The 17,592-nt window shown below is 67.1% G+C and carries 12 protein-coding genes; 4 read left to right on the top strand and 8 right to left on the bottom strand.

Annotated features, from left to right (window positions below):
- The first annotated feature begins 246 nt into the window (after window positions 1–246).
- The 4 genes from VPH46_RS10275 to VPH46_RS10290 all read left to right on the top strand — a co-directional run bounded on the left by VPH46_RS10275 (window position 247) and on the right by VPH46_RS10290 (window position 7,480).
- A complete protein-coding gene (locus tag VPH46_RS10275; RefSeq protein WP_416610976.1) occupies window positions 247–1,662 on the top strand; it encodes a Gfo/Idh/MocA family protein in 1,416 nt (471 codons plus the stop codon).
- Window positions 1,659–2,441, top strand: coding sequence for a 3-keto-disaccharide hydrolase (locus VPH46_RS10280; protein WP_416610978.1), 783 nt, complete (start codon window positions 1,659–1,661; stop codon window positions 2,439–2,441). The genes VPH46_RS10275 and VPH46_RS10280 overlap by 4 nt, the downstream gene beginning before the upstream one ends.
- A gap of 314 nt (window positions 2,442–2,755) precedes the next feature.
- Window positions 2,756–5,863 carry a TonB-dependent receptor gene (locus VPH46_RS10285; RefSeq protein ID WP_416610980.1) on the top strand — a complete coding sequence of 1,036 codons (3,108 nt, stop codon included), beginning with the start codon at window positions 2,756–2,758 and terminating at the stop codon, window positions 5,861–5,863.
- An 87-nt stretch (window positions 5,864–5,950) separates the two neighbouring features.
- Window positions 5,951–7,480, top strand: a complete 1,530-nt coding sequence (locus VPH46_RS10290) for a tryptophan halogenase family protein (RefSeq protein WP_416610982.1) — start codon at window positions 5,951–5,953, stop codon at window positions 7,478–7,480.
- Here the strand turns inward: VPH46_RS10290 and VPH46_RS10295 are convergent.
- The 8 genes from VPH46_RS10295 to accC form a co-directional block, all read right to left on the bottom strand.
- Window positions 7,477–8,937 carry a carboxylesterase/lipase family protein gene (locus VPH46_RS10295; protein ID WP_416610984.1) on the bottom strand — a complete coding sequence of 487 codons (1,461 nt, stop codon included), beginning with the start codon at window positions 8,935–8,937 and terminating at the stop codon, window positions 7,477–7,479. The two genes, VPH46_RS10290 and VPH46_RS10295, sit on opposite strands and share 4 nt — an antisense overlap.
- Complete coding sequence (locus VPH46_RS10300) at window positions 8,934–12,344, bottom strand: glycosyl hydrolase 2 galactose-binding domain-containing protein (RefSeq protein ID WP_416610986.1); 3,411 nt, start codon at window positions 12,342–12,344, stop codon at window positions 8,934–8,936. The genes VPH46_RS10295 and VPH46_RS10300 overlap by 4 nt, the downstream gene beginning before the upstream one ends.
- A gap of 210 nt (window positions 12,345–12,554) precedes the next feature.
- Window positions 12,555–12,995, bottom strand: a complete 441-nt coding sequence (locus VPH46_RS10305; RefSeq protein WP_416610988.1) for a YbaN family protein — start codon at window positions 12,993–12,995, stop codon at window positions 12,555–12,557.
- Between the two features lie 70 nt (window positions 12,996–13,065).
- Window positions 13,066–13,764 (bottom strand): LrgB family protein, encoded by a 699-nt coding sequence (locus VPH46_RS10310; protein WP_416610990.1) that lies wholly within the window; start codon window positions 13,762–13,764, stop codon window positions 13,066–13,068.
- Window positions 13,761–14,111 (bottom strand): CidA/LrgA family protein, encoded by a 351-nt coding sequence (locus VPH46_RS10315; protein ID WP_416610992.1) that lies wholly within the window; start codon window positions 14,109–14,111, stop codon window positions 13,761–13,763. The genes VPH46_RS10310 and VPH46_RS10315 overlap by 4 nt, the downstream gene beginning before the upstream one ends.
- A 119-nt stretch (window positions 14,112–14,230) precedes the next feature.
- Window positions 14,231–15,799 carry a phospholipase D-like domain-containing protein gene (locus VPH46_RS10320; RefSeq protein ID WP_416610994.1) on the bottom strand — a complete coding sequence of 523 codons (1,569 nt, stop codon included), beginning with the start codon at window positions 15,797–15,799 and terminating at the stop codon, window positions 14,231–14,233.
- 3 nt (window positions 15,800–15,802) lie between these two features.
- Window positions 15,803–16,147 (bottom strand): arsenate reductase (glutaredoxin), encoded by a 345-nt coding sequence (arsC, locus tag VPH46_RS10325; protein ID WP_416610996.1) that lies wholly within the window; start codon window positions 16,145–16,147, stop codon window positions 15,803–15,805.
- Window positions 16,148–16,233: 86 nt separating this feature from the next.
- Complete coding sequence (accC, locus tag VPH46_RS10330) at window positions 16,234–17,589, bottom strand: acetyl-CoA carboxylase biotin carboxylase subunit (RefSeq protein ID WP_416610997.1); 1,356 nt, start codon at window positions 17,587–17,589, stop codon at window positions 16,234–16,236.
- Window positions 17,590–17,592 lie beyond the last annotated feature (3 nt).

Raw genomic sequence — 17,592 nt, forward strand, 5'->3', positions numbered from 1 at the left:
GGTGCGCTTGCGACGACGACGTTTCGAAAAGCTGCATTACGGCCCCTCCAGTTCGACTTCTTTCGTCGAAGCCTAAGCTGCTGCCGCAAGGATAGGAAGCGGCGAGAGAAACTACCCTGACATCGGCGATCCAATGAAATTCTGGACGGCTTTGCTTTCCGGAGGTGGCAGGGACGTGTTTCCCTTGTTAGCCTGCTCCTCGTGCCCACCGGCCTGACGGCCGGGAAAGAAAAAAGGGGGGAGAGGATGATCGTGGCGGAACAGGGAAATGGCCTGACGCGGCGGGACTGGCTCGGCGGCGCTGCCGCGACAGCAGGCTTGCTTGCGATACCGGGACAGGCGGCGGCGCGTCGCCTACGGCCGAGCGACCGGGTCAACGTCGCGGTGATCGGCGCCGGCGGCATGGGCGCGCAGAACATGGCCAAGCTCACCAGCCAGAACATCGTGGCGCTGGCCGATGTCGACTTCGATCATGTTGCTAAGAGCTTCGTCGACAACAAGGGCATCGCCCGGCCCGAGATGCAGCCGCTGAAGGCGGCCTATGACCGCGCCGCCCGGTTCACTGACTACCGGCGCATGTTCGATGCCCGCAAGGACATCGACGCGGTGGTGATCGCGACGCCGGACCACCACCATGCTATCGCCGCAAAGCAGGCGATGGAGCGCGGCCTTCATGTTTATGTGCAAAAGCCGCTGACCTATACGGTCCGAGAGGGGCGCACGCTGCTGGAGGTCGCCCGGCGCAATCCCAAGCTCGTGACCCAGATGGGCAACCAGGGCCATTCCGGCGACGACGGCCGCCGTGTGGTCGAGTGGATTCGTGCGGGTGTGGTCGGCCGAGTGCGCGAGGTGCATGTCTGGACCAATCGCCCGCTGTGGCCGCAGGGAGAGGCGCGTCCCGCCGCCGTTACCGCGCCCTCCAGGCTGGATTGGAACCTCTGGCTTGGGCCGGCGCCGGTGGATTGGGGCTATCACCCCGACTACGCGCATTTCAATTGGCGGGGCTGGGTGCCGTTCGGCGTCGGCTCGCTCGGCGACATGGGCGCGCACCTCGTCGATTTCCCGGTCTGGGCGCTGGAGCCGGGACTTCCTACCCGTATCGAGACGCGCCACAGCCGGTGGGGAGGCGACACGGACATCTGGGACGGCAAACCACCCGCCGATCTCGGCAGCTATCCGCTCGCCAACATCACGACCTATCAGTTCGGGCGGGCGAAGGGCGGGCCGCTCACGATGACGTGGTACGATGGCGGGCTGATGCCGCCGACGCCCACGGCCATGCCCCTTACTGCCCGCATGAACCCGGACGGCGGCGTGCTCTATGTCGGAGACCGCGGCATGCTGATGCACGAGACCTACGGGGAGAAGCCCGTGCTGATCGGCGATGGCGTGGCCGAGCGCGCGGCCGCGGTGCCGATGTCGCTGCCCCGGATCCTGGGTGGGCGCGACGGACACGAGATGAACTGGATTCGTGCGATCCGGGGCGAAGAGGCGATCTCCTCGCCATTCTCGGTGGCCGTGCCACTCACGGAAACGATGCTGCTCGGCATGGTGGCGCTGCGCGCCGACCAGCCGATCGAATATGATGGCGACCGCATCACCAACGTCGCCGAGGCTAATCAATTTCTGGATCGGGAGTATCGCAAGGGATGGGCACTATGATCGCAGCAATCGCCGCCAGTGTAACCCTGCTGGGGGCCGCGATGGGCACGGCCGCCGTGACGGGCCAGTCCGGGCCGCGCCCGGAGGATACCGAGGTCTGGCAACCCGTCCCTCCGGTCGTCACGCCCGCGCCCGCGACGCAGACGCCGGCTCCGTCCGACGCATTGGTGCTGTTCGACGGGAAGAACCTCAGCCAGTGGGTCTCCACCAAGGATAAGTCCCCCGCGCGCTGGACAGTGGCCGATGGCGTGCTGACGGTGCGCAAGGGGACCGGCAACATCGAGACGAAGCAGCGTTTCCGCAATTACCAGCTCCACCTCGAATGGCGCATCCCGGCCAACATCACGGGAGAGGGGCAGGCGCGGGGCAATAGTGGCCTGTTCCTGGCGTCGACCGGCGACGGCGATGCCGGGTACGAGCTCCAGATCATGGATAGCTTCCGCAACAAGACGTATGTCAACGGTCAGGCCGGCAGCATCTACAAGCAGTCTGCGCCGCTCGCGAACCCGGTGCGCGCGCCGGGCGAATGGCAAAGTTACGACGTGATCTGGACCGCCCCGGTGTTCGCTGCGGACGGGTCGGTGTCGAGCCCGGCTTATGTGACCGCCTTCCTGAACGGGGTTTTGGTCCAGGACCATGTCGCGCTGAAGGGGGAGACGGCCTATATCGGCGCGCCGGCGTACAAGGCGCATGGGCCCGCGCCGATCAAGCTGCAGGATCATGGCGATCCGAGCCCGCCGATCAGCTTTCGTTCGATTTGGATCCGCGAATTGAAGTGACGGCACCGCTGGCGGCGTGGAAGCGCCGCCAGCTTCTCTCGCTCGGGCCTGCTTGCGAGGCGGCTGGAGAGCGCCCTTCGCACATCCATTCCCCCGGTGCCCAAGGGCGCCTAGCGTTTCTCGCCTGCCCCCTTGGGGAGAAGTGTTGCCGCGGAGACGCACTCCGGGCGTATACTTTTTAGGTAACGGCAAGTTCTTGACACCCTCTCTACTAGATTGAACAAGTAATTTACTTATTCGAAGCCGAGGAAGACATCGGTCGACTAGGGGGTGGCATGGTTGCAGGAAGCGTTTCCGCACGTCGTCTCGTATTGTTGGCTACGTCCGCACTTGCGTTCGGCACGTTCGGTGCCGGAACCGCCCAGGCGCAGGATGTCGCCCAGATCGATCCGGAGGCGATCGAGCGCCCGCAGGACTCGGTCGCGGCACCCACGCAGTCGGACGATGACGGTTCCGAGATCGTCGTCACCGGCATTCGCGCTGCCCAGGCGCGCGCGATTGAGGTGAAGCGTGAGGCGGATAGCGTCGTCGACGCGATCAGTGCCCAGGACATCGGCAAACTTCCCGACGTCACCATCGCGGACTCGCTGCAGCGAATCCCCGGCGTCCAGATCCGGCGTGAGGCAGGCGAGGGCGGCGCCATCAACATCCGCGGCCTGCCGCAGGTGACGACCCTGATGAACGGCGAGCAGTTCCTGGGTGCCAACTCGGTCACCACGGTGCAACCGAACTTCACCGACATTCCCTCGCAGCTCTTCTCGGGCGCGACCGTCTTCAAGTCGCCGACCGCCTCGCTCCAGCAGGCGGGTCTCTCGGGCACGGTGGACCTCCTCACCCGGCGTCCGTTCGACCTCAAGAGCGGCCTGACCATCGCCGGGGCGGCGGAGGCGCAGTACGGCGACAAGACGGAGAAGTGGAACCCGTCCGCGAACGGCCTGATCTCCTATAACTCCGGCCGCTTCGGCATCCTGGTATCGGCCGCCTATAGCGACCTGGACCTCGCCAACAGCTTCCGTGGTATCCAGGACTATGGTGTCACGACCCGAACGGAATACGGCCGCGACGCGGTCGTCAATGCCGATGGCTCGGTGTCGCCCGCTGTTGCGGGAGATTTCGCAGTCGGGAACAACGGGGTGAGCCGGGGTACGCCCATTCGAAGCGCTCAAGGCGAGCTGCTTGGGTATGACGTTAATGGAGACGGCGACGCCAATGATGCGTTCATTACGCCGCAATCGCATACCGCCTGGAACCGCATCACCAGCCGCGAGCGCTTCGGCGCAAATGCGTCGCTGCAGTTCGAATTCTCCGACGCGCTGCGACTAACAGCTGACGGTTTCTACACCAAGCAAACACAATACGATCGCACCGCCGGCTTCCAGCTCCAGATGGTGGATTGGCAATCCTCGCCGTTCCTGCCGACAGCGTCGCGCGATACGGGTGCCGTCGTAAGCGGCAATGTCGACCTGGGCGGTGGCGTCACCGAGACTCGGCCGTTCAACCTCAACACCGTCCAAACCTATGCCTATGACCTCCCGAACTTCGACAGCTATGCGGAGACGTTCCGCATCCGTTCGGAGTCGCAGAACTACAACGTCCAGCTCGACTGGAAGCCGAGCGAGCAGTTCAGCGCCACGGTCCGCGGCATCTACGGAAAGGCCAGCCGCAAGCTCGACCAGTCCTACGCCCAGTTCAACCTGACGGACGGGCGCCAGTGGGCATATGACGGCGTCGGCAATTATCCGGGCGGGGACATCCGCTTCAACCCCACCGGCTATCGAGTCTACAGCCAGGATGCGACCGTCGACTATACCAGCGGCAAGCCGGTGTTCGGCTTCTCGCCGGCGTTCCTCGAACAGGCGGGGGATGTCTCGCGCTACGGGCTCAAGACCATCTCCTCGGAAAACAACGTCTACCAGGATGGCGACCTCTGGGCCCTGCGCGGTGATGCCGAGTGGAAGGCGAGCGACACCTTCAGCCTGAAATTCGGTGCGCGCTACGGTGAGCGCAGCGTCGACCAGTTTACCTTCGAGCGCATCTCGCCCTTCTATGCGGGCAACACCGACAACCCCGCGAACCCGGCGGGCGGCTGCTACGTCAAGTGGAAGGCGTTCGACGTCAACCTGGGCGACAATGCCTGTGCGGTCCGCGATGCGGCAGGCACTCCCTATACCGCCGGCTTCACCCGGCAGGGCGACGACCCGGTCTTCGCCGGGTTGATGAAGCAGTATCAACTGCCGGCCGCCGGCGCGCCGACACTGTGGGTGCTGGACCCGAAGGCGATGGACGACTCCGAGGCGTTCCAGAACAGCTTCTATCCCGGCAGCGTCAACAACGTGAATCCGGCGGATTCCTTCGGCATTAAGCTCAGCCAGATCTCCGGCTATGCCGAGGTCGCGGGCGAGGGCGAGGTGTTCGGCCTGCCGTTCAAGGCGAACGGCGGCGTCCGTATCGTCAACACCCGCTTCACCGTGCGCCAGAACATCGTCGGCGTGCCCCAGCCCTATGGGGTTTCCGGGGTCGACGCCGGAGATCTGCTCACGAAGCGCGAGTTCACCGATTTCCTGCCGGCATTCAACGTCGCGGTGGATTTGACCCAGGGACTGCGGCTTCGTGCCGCCTTCGCCAAGACGATGACGCTGCTCGACTTCCTGCAATGGGGCGGCGGCCTCAACGTCAACTATGCCATCAACACCGCCACCGGGCTGTTCGAGGCCCGCGGCGCGAATGCGCGCGGCAACCCGCAGCTGGAGCCGTGGCGCGCCGACAATGTCGAGGCGAGCCTGGAATATTACACCGGCCAGTCGAGCCTGGTCGCTCTCGGCGCCTTCTACATCAACGTCGACAGTTTCATCGAGAATACGACGGTCATCCGGAACGATATTCCCGACAACGACGGCGTGATCCGCCGGCCGGTCCCCGTCAGCACGACCCAGCAGGGCGAGGGCGGCACGCTGAAGGGCATCGAAGCGTCCGCGCGCCAGGCGCTTGCCGACTATGGCGTGGACGGATTCCTCAGCGGCTTCGGCGTGGATGCAAACTACACCCTCTCGCTTGGCGACACGGGGCGCGTGGACTTGGCGGGCCACGACCAGCCGTTCCAGGACAACTCCAAGCATCAGATCAACGCCGCCCTCTGGTATGAGAAATACGGCTTCCAGGCCCGCATCGCGTACAATTACCGCTCCAAGCGGCTGGTCTCGTCCGACTATGGCGGCATCCCGGGCCTCGCGCAGTACCAGCGGCCGACCAACTATCTGGACGCGTCGATCTCCTACGACGTGCTGCCGTATCTCACGCTCTACGGTCAAGCGGCCAACCTCACTGCAGAGACGGAGCGTTACTACCTGACCTTCAGCGACCAGGTGCTATTCGAGAACATCTACGAACGGCGCTTCATCGCCGGGGTGCGCGCGCGCTTCTAACGGCGCGCGGATGGTTCACCTTGCCGCCGCACCATCAAGTGCGGCGGCCTTCGTTTGCGGGCGTACCCTTCGCGCGGGAGGAACAGGATGGACCCGATCCGCAGCATCGTGATCGTGGGCGGCGGCACGGCCGGCTGGATGGCGGCTGCCTTTCTCGCGCGCCAGCTCGATCACCTGCGGCTCTCGATCACGGTGGTCGAAAGCTCTGCGATCGGGACGGTGGGCGTCGGCGAGGCGACGGTGCCTGCGATCCGCGACTTCTTCGCGGCTGTGGGCCTCAGCGATGGCGAAGTGCTGCGCGAGACCGAAGGCACGGTCAAATACGGCATCCGCTTCGACGGGTGGAAAGCGCCCGGCCACCGCTTCTTTCATCCCTTCGGCCTCTACGGCACGCCTGCGCGCGGCATCGCCTTCCACCATTACTGGCTGAAGCTGCGGCAGGCGGGTGACCCGACCCCGCTTGGCGCCTATTCCCTCGCGACCCAGTTGGCCGAGCAGGGTCGCTTCCTGGCACCTGCGCAAAAGCCTGCGAACGACCTCGGCGTCTTCGACTTCGCGGTGCACTTCGATGCAAGCAAGTTCGCCACCTTGCTGCGCCACCGTTCGGTCGCGGCCGGTGTCGTTCACGTCGATGGACGCATCGACCGTGTCGAGCAGGATGGCGAGACCGGCCATGTCGCCGCGGTCCTGCTGGAGGATGGGCGACGGATCGGGGGGGATCTCTGGATCGATTGCTCGGGCTTTCGCAGTCTGTTGCTGGGGGAGGCGCTGGAGGTCCCCTATGTCGACTGGCGCCGCTGGCTGCCGGTCGACCGCGCGATCGCCATTCCCTGCCGTCTGCGGGACGCCGCGCAAGAGCCATTTACCGTCGCCACCGCGCGCCGCGCCGGCTGGCAGTGGCGCATCCCGCTCCGCCACCGGATCGGCAACGGGCATGTCTATTGCTCCGAGTTCCTCGACGACGCGTCGGCGGAAACCATGCTGCTGGAGCAGCTGGAAGGCGAGCCGCTCGGCCAGCCCAACCATCTGCGCTTCACCACCGGTCATCGTGCGCGCTTCTGGGAGCGCAATGTCGTTGGGCTGGGGCTCGCCTCGGGCTTCCTTGAACCGCTGGAATCGACCAGCATTTCGCTCATCCAGACGGGCCTGGAGCGGCTGGTGCGCTTCTTTCCGGACCGCGCCTGTGATCCACGCCTGGCTGCGATCTACAACTATCAATCCGTGCTGGAGTTCGAGCGGCTCCGCGACTTCCTGCTGCTGCATTATTGGGCGAACGGTCGCCATGGCGAGCCGTTCTGGGACCAAATGCGGGCGATGCCGCCGACCGAGGGGCTGCAGCTCAAGCTCGATACCTGGCGCGCGAGTGGCGAGTTCGTCCGTCGCGAGTGGGAAACCTTTCAAGACCCCAGCTGGCTGAGCCTCTACGCCGGGTTCGAGGATCTGCCCGGGCATCCGTCGCCGCTGGCCGACCGGTTCAGCATCGCCGAACTCACCGAGACCTTCGCGCGGATGCGCGCGGCGATCGCCGCAACGGTTGCGCAGGCCGAACCTCACGCCGCCTTTCTGGCCCGGACCGTCGATGGTGATGATGGTGGGCGCCGCGCAGCCGCCCGCTAGATCTCGTTCCTCAGCGCGCAGATTTCCGTCCGCAGCTTCTCCGCAGCCTCCACGCCCTTCGGCGTGATCGCGAGATAGCGACGCGCGTCCGCGGAAAAGGCCGGCCAGCGCGGGAGAGCGCCGCCGTTCGGATCGCCGCGTAGCGCGAAATTCACCCAATAGTCCTGAAGCGATGCTCCGTCACCGATCGGCCGCGCGTCCATCACATAGGGAATTTCGATCGCATGGCTGGTGAGGCCACCATCGGGTGCAAGGTCGAACTCGTAGCTCCACACGGGCCAGCCCTGACGGACGAGCTGGGTGGCGAGCGTGATGGCGGGGCAGCGAAACACCCAATCGGTTTCGATTTCCAGCGCCGGGTGGCCGAGCCGCGGATCGCGCCCGGGCGTGCCGAAAGCATACAGCCGCTGCGCCTCTGCCGCGCGCGGACCGTAGACGCGTTGCAGCGTCTCGGTGATGTCCGTCGCGCCGTCCTTGGGCCCGAACTCGGCCCGGTTCGTCCCGATGATCACGGGTTTACGAGGCGCCTTAGCGAGCAGGCGCCGCGGGGACTCCGGCAGCACACGACCGTCGATGGTCGTCTTGAGCCACAGGAAGCCGTTCGTGTGCAGCGACGGGTCCGACAGCTTGGTGTCGATCTTGAGCAGCTGCTTCACCGGCGCCCCGCGGAGCCCGGCAAGGCCTTGTCCCCCGGCCAGCCGTTCCGCCTGGTCGGCGATCGCGAAGGCGTCGCGCAGGGGACGGAACGGCTGGCCGAAACCCGGCGTGCCGCTCTGCAGGATGGCGCGCTTGAACAGGTCCCGTGCGTCCGGCGCGGCGAGCATCAGCGACACGTCCTGCGATCCCGCCGACTCGCCGAACAGCGTCACCTGGTCCGGGTCCCCGCCGAAGCGGGCGATGTTCGCGCGCACCCAGCGCAGTGCTGCGATCTGGTCCATCAGCCCGTAGTTTCCAGCGGTGCCGTTGACCGCCGCTTGCCGCGGGGCGAGGAAGCCGAGCACACCCAGGCGATACTGGATGGCCACCAGCACGACGCCCTCTCGGGTGATGCGCGACGCCACCATGCCGCCGGCCGATCCGGCGCGATTGCTGCCGCCGTGGATCCACACCATCACCGGCCGCTTGCCCCTGAGTCCGGGCGTGCGGATGTCGAGCGTCAGGCAATCTTCGCTGTAGTGCGCGGCGTCGGTGCGGTTCCAGCCATCGTCGTTCTGCGGACAGGCAGGCGCCCGGACCTTGGCTGGGCGCACGCCCTGCCACGCGCGCACCGGCTGGGGCGCGGTCCAGCGCAGCTGGGCGAGCGGCGGCGCGGCATAGGGGATGCCCTGGAAAACCAGGGCACCATCCTCCACACTGGCGCCCTCCACCGTCCCGCCGGGAACCGTGACGCGCGGCGGAGCGGGAGCTGCACCCAGGAGCAGCAGCGCTGCGAACGGCGCAAGGACGCGGGCGCTCATCGCGCAACCTCCACTGGCTGCTGGGGCACGTTCCACCCGCGCAAGGTGAGCGACGGCGTGGTCGAGATGCTCGCCGGATAGCGGACCTCGATGCGCTTGCGCTCGCCGGGCAGCAGCGCGACGTAGTTGTCGCTGTAATAGGCCGGCAGGATGCGCTCGCCGTGCCCGTCCACCAGCGTCAGCTTGGCGTTGAGCACCGGCACCCGGCCTGGATTGGTTAGCGTCACCGCGATCATCCGGTCCTCGCCGTGCGCGACGGGTGCCGCAGCAGTGGCATCGAGCGACACCTGCGCCAAGTCGTTCAGCGCCCGGTAGGAAGCGGGGTCACGGCCGCGCCAATAGAAGTTCTCCGCGACCACCCGGTTCTGCCCGTCCAGCAGCTGGAGACTCACCAGCACCATCGGGTCCTGCGCAAAGATGCGGTCGAGCGGGACTGGCTCCAGCTTTATCGCCTGGTTCGCGGCGGCATCCACCCGATCGGTCCTCGTGAACAGCTCGCGATTGTGGAGGCTCACCACCCGCGTCCGCGCCGTGAGGCCGGGTACCGCCGCTTGCGTGGTGTTGAGCACGACCAGCTCGTTGCCGGGCAGGTTCAGCTGCACGTGCAGCGGCTCGGCCGCCTTCTTCGCCCCATAATAGGCGGCGTGGGTGTCATAGTCCCAGCTGTAGATCTGCCACGCGTTGGACGGCCACGCCGGATGCGTCATCCACAGCAAGCGACCGGAGTTCTTGGTCCACAGATGGCCTAGGAATCCCTCGTACATCGCCTTGTGCGTCTCGAGGTTCATCATCTGCGCCTTGCGCTCGAAGTCGGGGAAGCTGCTGGCCCCGCCGAACATCGTGCCCAGCGTCTGCATGAACGTCTTGGTGTCGCCGTTCCCCGCGAAGTGCCAGTCATGATAGGCGAGCGTGTCGCTGAGCGGCCACAGTTCGCTCTCCGGCACCGACGCCTTCACCGATTCCAGCGTGGAGAGCGACGGTGTACCCGTCTCGACGGAGAAGCCGGTGGCGAGATCGGTGAAATAGCCGACCGGCGGGCGATAGTTGTACGGGCCCGACCCCTGCAGGTTCACCACGTTGGAGCTGCCGGTGAACCAGCGCGTGCCGTCGTGCTCGGCGATCACGTCGTCCAGCCCCTCGTTGAGTGCAGGGTAGGGCACGCCCTCGTTGCGGCCGAACCAGAGGATGATCGACGGGTGATTGCGATAGCGCTTCACCGTGTCCACCGCGTTGGCGAGGAACAGCTGCGGATCCTGCGGCTCGACCTGGAAATTCTGGGTCGACTGCCAGAAGTCGTTGAGGATCATCATGCCGTTCTCGTCGGCGAGGTCGAAGAACTCCTCCTCGTTGTTGTTGCCCATCCAGTTGCGGATGACGTTCATGTGTGCCTCCTTCTGGAGGCGGAAATAGGGGGCGAGGCGCTCGCGGCTGACCTGCTTCATCGCATCGTCCATGCCCCAGTTGCCGCCGCGTGCGGCGATCTGCACGCCGTTGACGCGAATGGTCAGATGCGGCTCCGGCATCTGCTGCGCGACCGGGGTGACGGCGGGCGAACGCTCGCCGGCCGCGGTCAGCGACTCCGCCCAGCCGCGCGGGCTCTGCTTGATCCCCTCGTGGGTCACGTCGATCAGCTTCGTGCCGGCAAGCTTCCCGTCGGTGGTCTGCACGTTGACGCGGCGCAGGGCACCTGCGCTGTCGAACAGCGACAGGTCGTAGCTCACCTCACGAATCCCGAAGCGCTGGGTCCTGGTGTCCGAAAGCTGCCCGTCGGCGAGCGCCTCCAGCGACAGCTGATAGAGCGCCGCCTCGCCATAACCGTTCGGCCACCACAGCCGCGGGTTGCGCACGCGCAGCGCCGGGAACTCGGCCGGCGTGAAGACGACCCGGCTCTCCCCCGGCGGCGCCGACACGGTCTTTTCCACCCGCACGTCGCCAAAGGCTGCGCGCACCGTCACCTGCCGCGGGGTCGTCCCGCTGTTCTCGACCGGCACGGTCACATGGACATCGGCGACGTCGGTGCGCGGCAGCGGCAGGTCGGTGATCACCTGCGGGTCGAGGATGCGGACGTCGCCGTGCGCCACCAGTTCGACCGGACGCCACAGGCCGGTGTTGCGATCGCGGATACCCGGGATCCAGTCCCACCCCTCGGTCGCGATGAAGGTCGGACCGTCGATCGCAAGCTGGCCGCCATTCTCGCCGACGCCCGCCGTGATAGACTGTTCGTGCGGAATGCCTGGGTGCGGCGGCGGCGACACGCGGATCGCCAGCCGGTTCTCGCCCGCCACCGGCACGAGATCGAACTGGCCGCGGATGAACGCGCCTTTGGTGGTTCCGAGCCGTCGACCGTTGGCCCAGATCTCCGACGCATAGTTGATGCCGCCGAAGATCAGCGTCAGCCGCTTGCCCGCCGCCTCGGGCGGCACGGTGAAGCTGGTGCGGTACCAGTAATCCTGGCGCGCCAGCTTCTCGGGAATCGCGAGGTTGTTGAGCCCGTAATAGGGGTGCGGGTAGACGCCGCGATCGACCAGCGTGGTCAGCACGGTGCCGGGTACCGTCGCCGCATGCCAGGTGCCGCTTGCCCGCGTCGATCGCGACAGGGCGGCCCCATCCTCCTTCACCTCGGGGGCGGCTGCCAGCTGCCAACGGTGAATTGTCCATCGCCCGTCGGCATTGCGGGCGAGCGGCGCGGTCCCATCCGCGGGCCATGCCTTGGGTGCGGTGATCGCCCTGCCGCGTGCCTGGGGCAGGGTCCACGGGTCCTGCTGGCGCCAAAGCCCGGTGTTCGCCTGCTTCTGCCACTCCCAGCCAACGCCTACGCGCCAGATCTGCACCAGATCGAAGTCGGGGCGGTCGCGGACGGCAGTCGCGATCCTCTCCGAGGTGAGTGCCGTGCCGGTGAAGGCGGCGTGTACCAGCGTGCCACCGAAATGGCGCCCGTCGACGACCGGAGCGATCCCCAGCCGCGGAGCGACGACAGTGGAAGGCGCGGCCCCGCGCCCGACGCGCCGGCCGTCGACATAGAGGGTGAGGGTACGCCCGTCCGACACAGCCGCCAGATGCGTCCACTTGCCGGCGGAAAGAACAACGCGGCCCGAGACCGTCTGCCCACCATCGGCCGCTTCCGGCCTGCCCTCGCGTAATTGCAGCCTTCGGCTTGCGCCTGCCGGATCGCCGACCGACACCAGGGTGGCGTCTGCCCGGGCTTCGTCCGGCCGCACCCAGGTCGAGATCGACCAGGGTGCGCCTGCCGCCAGTGCCGCGTCGCCGCCTTGCAGCGGGCGCTCGATGCCGATCCCGCCCTTCAGGAATGCCGCATTGTACGGGCCTGTGTTACCGGGGGCCTGCGCCATGGTCGAAGTGGCCGTGCTCGCAAGCAACAGCATGGCGGCAAAGGACAGCGCACGCATTCAGATCTCCCCCCGGATAGACGCGGCTCCTGCTGTGCCGCTGTCGACAGTTGGCGTGTGCGATTTGTTACATCAATTTCTGTTTCGCGATAGCTCCAGCAAGCACGCGCCGAACAATTCGCGTGCTTCACGAAGTCGGACAACTTTGGCGCTACGTGGCGGCACGACCGGCGTCGGCACGCCCTCTCGGCACCCCGCCTACCGCCGCCGCTAGGAGGGGCGCCGCAGCACCCATGTGCCGCAAGCGACCAGCACCGCAGCGACGATTAGGGCGACGATCCAGCCCGGCTGCGCGGCCCAGCAGAACAGTCCGAAGCCGATGGCCATGGCCAGGCAGGAGGCGAGTTTGGCATGCCGGGGCACCGCGCCTCGTTCACGCCAGGCGAACAGGGCCGGGCCAAACCGCGGGTGTTGCAGCAGCCATAGCTCCAGCCGCGGTGACGAGCGCGTAAAACAAGGCAGCGCCAGGATGAGGAAATCGGTCGTCGGCAGCAGCGGCACGAACATGCCCACGAAGCCGATCCCCACCAGCAGGAGGCCGAGGCACAGCCATGCGAGCCGGGCGCTTCGCCCCCGTCGCAGGAGTGCCGCCTCAGGGGTCGGCGCTTGTTCAGCCATCGATCCTGCCGGCTCGCCGCGGGCTTGTTTCATGCGGCTGTCCTCCAGCGGCGCGTCGTGCCGGTGCTAACCGGTACCGAATGGCCGGGAAAGCGTGGTGCCTTCAAAGCAGCGCCACGACGGACAGCAGCAGGGCAGTCATCGCCGCGTTCAGTGCCATGGCCATGCCCGCGAAGGTGCCGGCGGTCTCGCTTACCTGGAACGCGCGGGCGGTGCCGAGGCCATGGGCGGTGACGCCGATCGCAAAGCCGCGCGCTCGAGGATCGGTGATCCCCAGCCGGTTGAGCAGCGGCGTCGCCACCATTGCGCCCAGGATGCCGGTCGTCAGGATCGTCACCGCGGCCAGCGCAGCTATGCCGCCGATGCTCTCGGCGATCGCCATGCCGACCGGCGTTGTCGCGGAATGAGTCGCCAGCGTCGCCAGCACCTCGGGCGAGGCGCCCAGCGCCCAGCCGATCGCGACCGCGCTCAGGATCGCCGTCAGCGATCCGGCGAGCAGGGCTGCGAGCACCGCCTTGCCCGACCGGCGTACCAGCGGCCAGTTGCGCCACAGCGGCACGGCCAGCGCCACTGTCGCCGGCCCCAACAGGAAGGTCAGCGTCGCCGTGCCTTGCGCATAGGTCCTATAGGGCGTGCCGGTTGCGAACAGGATCGCCGCCAGCACCGGGACGGACATCAGCACCGGATGCGCGAGCGGATGGCGGTTGCTCCGGCGGGAGATGGTGTCGGCACCCTCGAACACCAGCAGGGTGACGGCGACCCACAGCAGCGGCGTGTGGAGGAGCGAGGCGAGCGCGGTCATGCGGCGGTTCCGTCCCGATCGGAGACCCAGCGGAACACCAGCGCAGTTACGGCGATCGTCAGCAGCGTGGCACCCAGGCAGGCGACGAGGATGGCGATGCCGTCGCGCGCCAGCGCCGGTCCTTCGTCGATCAGGCCCATGGTCGCCGGCACGAACAGCACCGCGAAGTGGCCGATCAGCCAGGTCGCCACCGCCTTCAGTTCGACCCGCTCGGCCGGACGGAGCTTCAGCCAGACAAACAAGAGGAACATGCCGAGCACGGGACCGGGGAGCGGGATGCCTGCGCCACGGTTCAGGGCTTCGCCGACCAGTTGGCAGAACAGCAGTTGGGCGATAGCGGCGATCATCGTGCGTCCAGGTTAGAGCGGGACCGGCCGGAGGTGAAGCAGCGTGCAGGGGGGGCTTGCGCCCTCAGTTCCCGCCTGCTCGGAACCGCTCGCCGTAGGAAGCGGCCGCGGCGAAGAACTTACCCGCCGTTCCTCCGGCGTCGCCATATCGCCGCACCGATCGTGCCGCCGACTGCGGCAAGCGTCACCGCGCCCGCTGCATAGAGCGACTTGGGCACCGGCGCCGCATGTCCGGGCCGCAGGCGGCGCAGCAGGCCAGCGCGGGTCGACAGCGCCTCGAACATCTCCTCCGGCCCCTCCGGATCGAGCACCTCGTTGTCGGCGAGCCACTTTTCGACGCTGGAGAGATCGGGCTCCTCATAGGCGCGCAGACGCCGCCCGCTGGCCGGGCTCAGCGCTTCGATCGCCGCGATCAGCGAGCCGGTGTCGGCCATGTGCCGTGCGACCGTTCCAGGCTCGGTGCCGCAATGCTCGGCGATCAGCGCATGGGCGACATTGGCGATGGCTGGTGCGGCATGGGCGTTCGCGGGCCGGGTCGCGTCGATCGTCACGTCGCATTCGGTGTCGAGCCGCATGGATCGATTGTTGAAGTTGGACGATCCCACCCGCAGGATCTCGCCGTCGATCACCGTCACCTTGGCGTGGATGTAGATGGGCTCGCCCGCCTCGTTCTCGGCATGATAGACGCGGAAGCGCCCGTGGCGGTCGCGCCGGCGCAGCGCCTCGACGAGCCGGGCGCGCGCCGTGTCCATCGCAATCGGCTCGAGCCAGCCTTGCGCGCTCACCGGGTTGACGATCACGACCTCAGGGCCGTCCGGCTCGTCCAGTCGTCGGGCGATGGCCTCGGCGATCTTACGCGACGCGAAATACTGGCTCTCGGCATAGATCCAGCGTTCGGCGCGCGCGATCAGGTCCAGGTACAGCGCTTCGATCTCGCGAACCGGCGGCTGTTCCGGCATCTCGGGCGAGGAGCGCGAGATCGCGACCTCGACGTCGGTAAAGGTCGCGTCCAGTCCCTCGGGCCAGGGCGTGGTCGCATCCTCGCTCGGCACCGGCAGAGGCTGCCCGCCCGCCAATTGCCAGCGCGTCCGGCAGAGTTCGCCCAGTGCCTTCGCGACCGGTCCGGCGAGTGCGGTGGTGGCGTCATGCCAGGGACCATAAGGGGTGCCGTTCGGCTCTACACGCGCCGGCTCGTCGGTGCGGTGCTCGCGCGTGTCCCAACGGTCGGCGGTCATGTCGATACCGCCGCAAAAGGCGAGGCAGTCGTCGATCACCACGATCTTCTGGTGGTGGGACGCGGCGGGCGGATGGAAGGCGTCGAGCTTGGCGGTGATGCGCGGGTGCGCCTTCCAGCGCAGCAGCGTCAGGATGGTGGTGCCGCGAAACATCGACTTCACCGCGCCCGTGTCCCAGCGCAGGATGTGGACGTGCAGCCGCTTGCGTGCGCCCACCAGCCATTCGAGGAACGCGCCGACGCGCGCGGGCGCGTCGTCCTCGTCGTTCTGCACCAGCTTGATGCGGCCGTCGAAGTCCCAGCCGATCAGTAGCAGCTGCTGCTCCGCCCTCCGCATCGCGGCGCGGGCGAGCCGGAAATAGGCGTCGGCATCGATGATGACGGCGGCGCGACTGGCCGGTTCGATCCGCCAGCAGTTGCGGCCGGGCTCCAGCGGGGGCGTGGTCCTGGCCATGATTCAGAGGATTTCGCGGATCGTCTCGGGCGGACGGCCGAGGCGCACGCCTTTGTCGGTCTCGACCAGCGGTCGCTCGATCAGGATCGGGTGCGCGGCCATGGCGTCAAGGATCGCGTCGTCAGAGGCGGAGCCCAGTCCCTGCTCCTTGGCGATCGTCTCGCTCCGACGAAGGCCCTGGGCGGGCGTCATGCCGGCACGCGCGTACAGCGCCGCCAACTCCGCGCGGGAAGGCGGCAGCTTCTGATAGTCGCGAACCGTCACCTCCACGCCGGGTGTCGCCTCCAGGATGGCCAGCGCTTCACGGGACTTCGAACAGCGGGGATTGTGCCAGATGGTCGCCTTCAACGCGTTCTTCCCTGCTGTTTGGTGGAGGATGGGGAGGAAAGCGGGAGCGGCGCGCGAAGTGTCGCATGCGCCGATCCCGCCTGCACTCAGGCCGCCGGCTGCTTTGCCAGCCACTCCTCCAGCCACTTGATCGTGTACGCTCCCTCGCGGAACTCGGGGTCGTCGAGCAGCGCCTGATGAAGCGGGATGGTGGTCTTCATCCCCTCGATCACGAACTCGTCGAGCGCGCGCTGCAGGCGCAGGAGGCAGCCCTCGCGCGTGCGGCCATAGACGATCAGCTTGGCGATCATGCTGTCGTAATAGGGCGGCACCTTGTAGCCAGCATAGAGGCCGCTATCGACGCGGACGTGCATGCCGCCCGGCACGTGATAGGCCGCGACCTTCCCCGGCGAGGGCGTGAAGGTGCGCGGATCCTCCGCATTGATGCGGCACTCGATCGCGTGGCCACGGAATTCGATCTCGTCCTGCTGGACCGACAGCGGGTGCCCTTCGGCAACGCGGATCTGCTCGCGCACCAGGTCGACGCCGGTGATCATCTCCGTCACCGGATGCTCCACCTGCAGGCGGGTGTTCATCTCGATGAAATAGAACTCGCCGTCTTCCCACAGGAACTCGATCGTGCCCGCACCGCGATAGCCCATGTCGGCCATCGCCTTGGCGACGATGCCGCCCATGCGATCGCGTTCCGCCGTCGACAGGATCGGGGAGGGAGCTTCCTCCAGCACCTTCTGGTGGCGCCGCTGGAGCGAGCAGTCGCGCTCGCCCAGATGAATCGCGTTGCCGTTGCCGTCGCCGAACACCTGGAACTCGATGTGGCGCGGGTTGCCCAGGTATTTTTCCATGTAGACCGTGGCGTCGCCGAACGCGGCCTTGGCCTCGGTACCCGCCTGCTGCATCAGCGTCTCGAGCTGGTCGGGGCTGGTGCAGACCTTCATGCCGCGACCGCCGCCGCCGGACGCCGCCTTGATGATCACCGGATAGCCGATCCGCTCGGCCAGCGCCTTAGCTTCGGCCAGGTCGCTGATCGCGCCGTCGGAGCCCGGTACCAGCGGCAGCCCCAGCGCGCCGGCGGTACGCTTCGCCTCGACCTTGTCGCCCATCGTGCGGATGTGCTCGGGCTTGGGCCCGACAAAGATGAGGTTATGCGATTCGACGATCTCGGCGAACTTGGCGTTTTCCGACAGGAAGCCGTAGCCGGGATGGATCGCGTCCGCGCCCGTCACCTCGGCGGCCGAGATGATGTTGGGGATGTTGAGGTAGCTCTCGGTCGCCGCCGGCGGCCCGATGCACACCGCCTCGTCCGCCAGCCGCACGTGCATCGCATCGGCATCGGCGGTCGAATGGACCGCCACTGTTTTGATGCCCATCTCGTGGCAGGCGCGATGGATGCGGAGCGCGATTTCGCCGCGGTTCGCGATCAGGAGCTTCTTGATTTCGGGCACGGG

The organism is Sphingomonas sp. MJ1 (PH-R8), assembly GCF_048058635.1.
In the GTDB taxonomy this organism is placed as follows: Bacteria; Pseudomonadota; Alphaproteobacteria; order Sphingomonadales; family Sphingomonadaceae; genus Sphingomonas.

What these genes read in the sequence shown, in the direction of transcription:
- VPH46_RS10275 (WP_416610976.1), top strand. Translation starts at nt 247, where the DNA reads ATGATCGTGGCGGAACAGGGAAATGGCCTGACGCGGCGGGACTGGCTC.
- VPH46_RS10280 (WP_416610978.1), top strand. Translation starts at nt 1,659, where the DNA reads ATGATCGCAGCAATCGCCGCCAGTGTAACCCTGCTGGGGGCCGCGATG.
- VPH46_RS10290 (WP_416610982.1), top strand. Translation starts at nt 5,951, where the DNA reads ATGGACCCGATCCGCAGCATCGTGATCGTGGGCGGCGGCACGGCCGGC.
- VPH46_RS10295 (WP_416610984.1), bottom strand. Translation starts at nt 8,937, where the DNA reads ATGAGCGCCCGCGTCCTTGCGCCGTTCGCAGCGCTGCTGCTCCTGGGT.
- VPH46_RS10300 (WP_416610986.1), bottom strand. Translation starts at nt 12,344, where the DNA reads ATGCGTGCGCTGTCCTTTGCCGCCATGCTGTTGCTTGCGAGCACGGCC.
- VPH46_RS10305 (WP_416610988.1), bottom strand. Translation starts at nt 12,995, where the DNA reads ATGAAACAAGCCCGCGGCGAGCCGGCAGGATCGATGGCTGAACAAGCG.
- VPH46_RS10310 (WP_416610990.1), bottom strand. Translation starts at nt 13,764, where the DNA reads ATGACCGCGCTCGCCTCGCTCCTCCACACGCCGCTGCTGTGGGTCGCC.
- VPH46_RS10315 (WP_416610992.1), bottom strand. Translation starts at nt 14,111, where the DNA reads ATGATCGCCGCTATCGCCCAACTGCTGTTCTGCCAACTGGTCGGCGAA.
- VPH46_RS10320 (WP_416610994.1), bottom strand. Translation starts at nt 15,799, where the DNA reads ATGGCCAGGACCACGCCCCCGCTGGAGCCCGGCCGCAACTGCTGGCGG.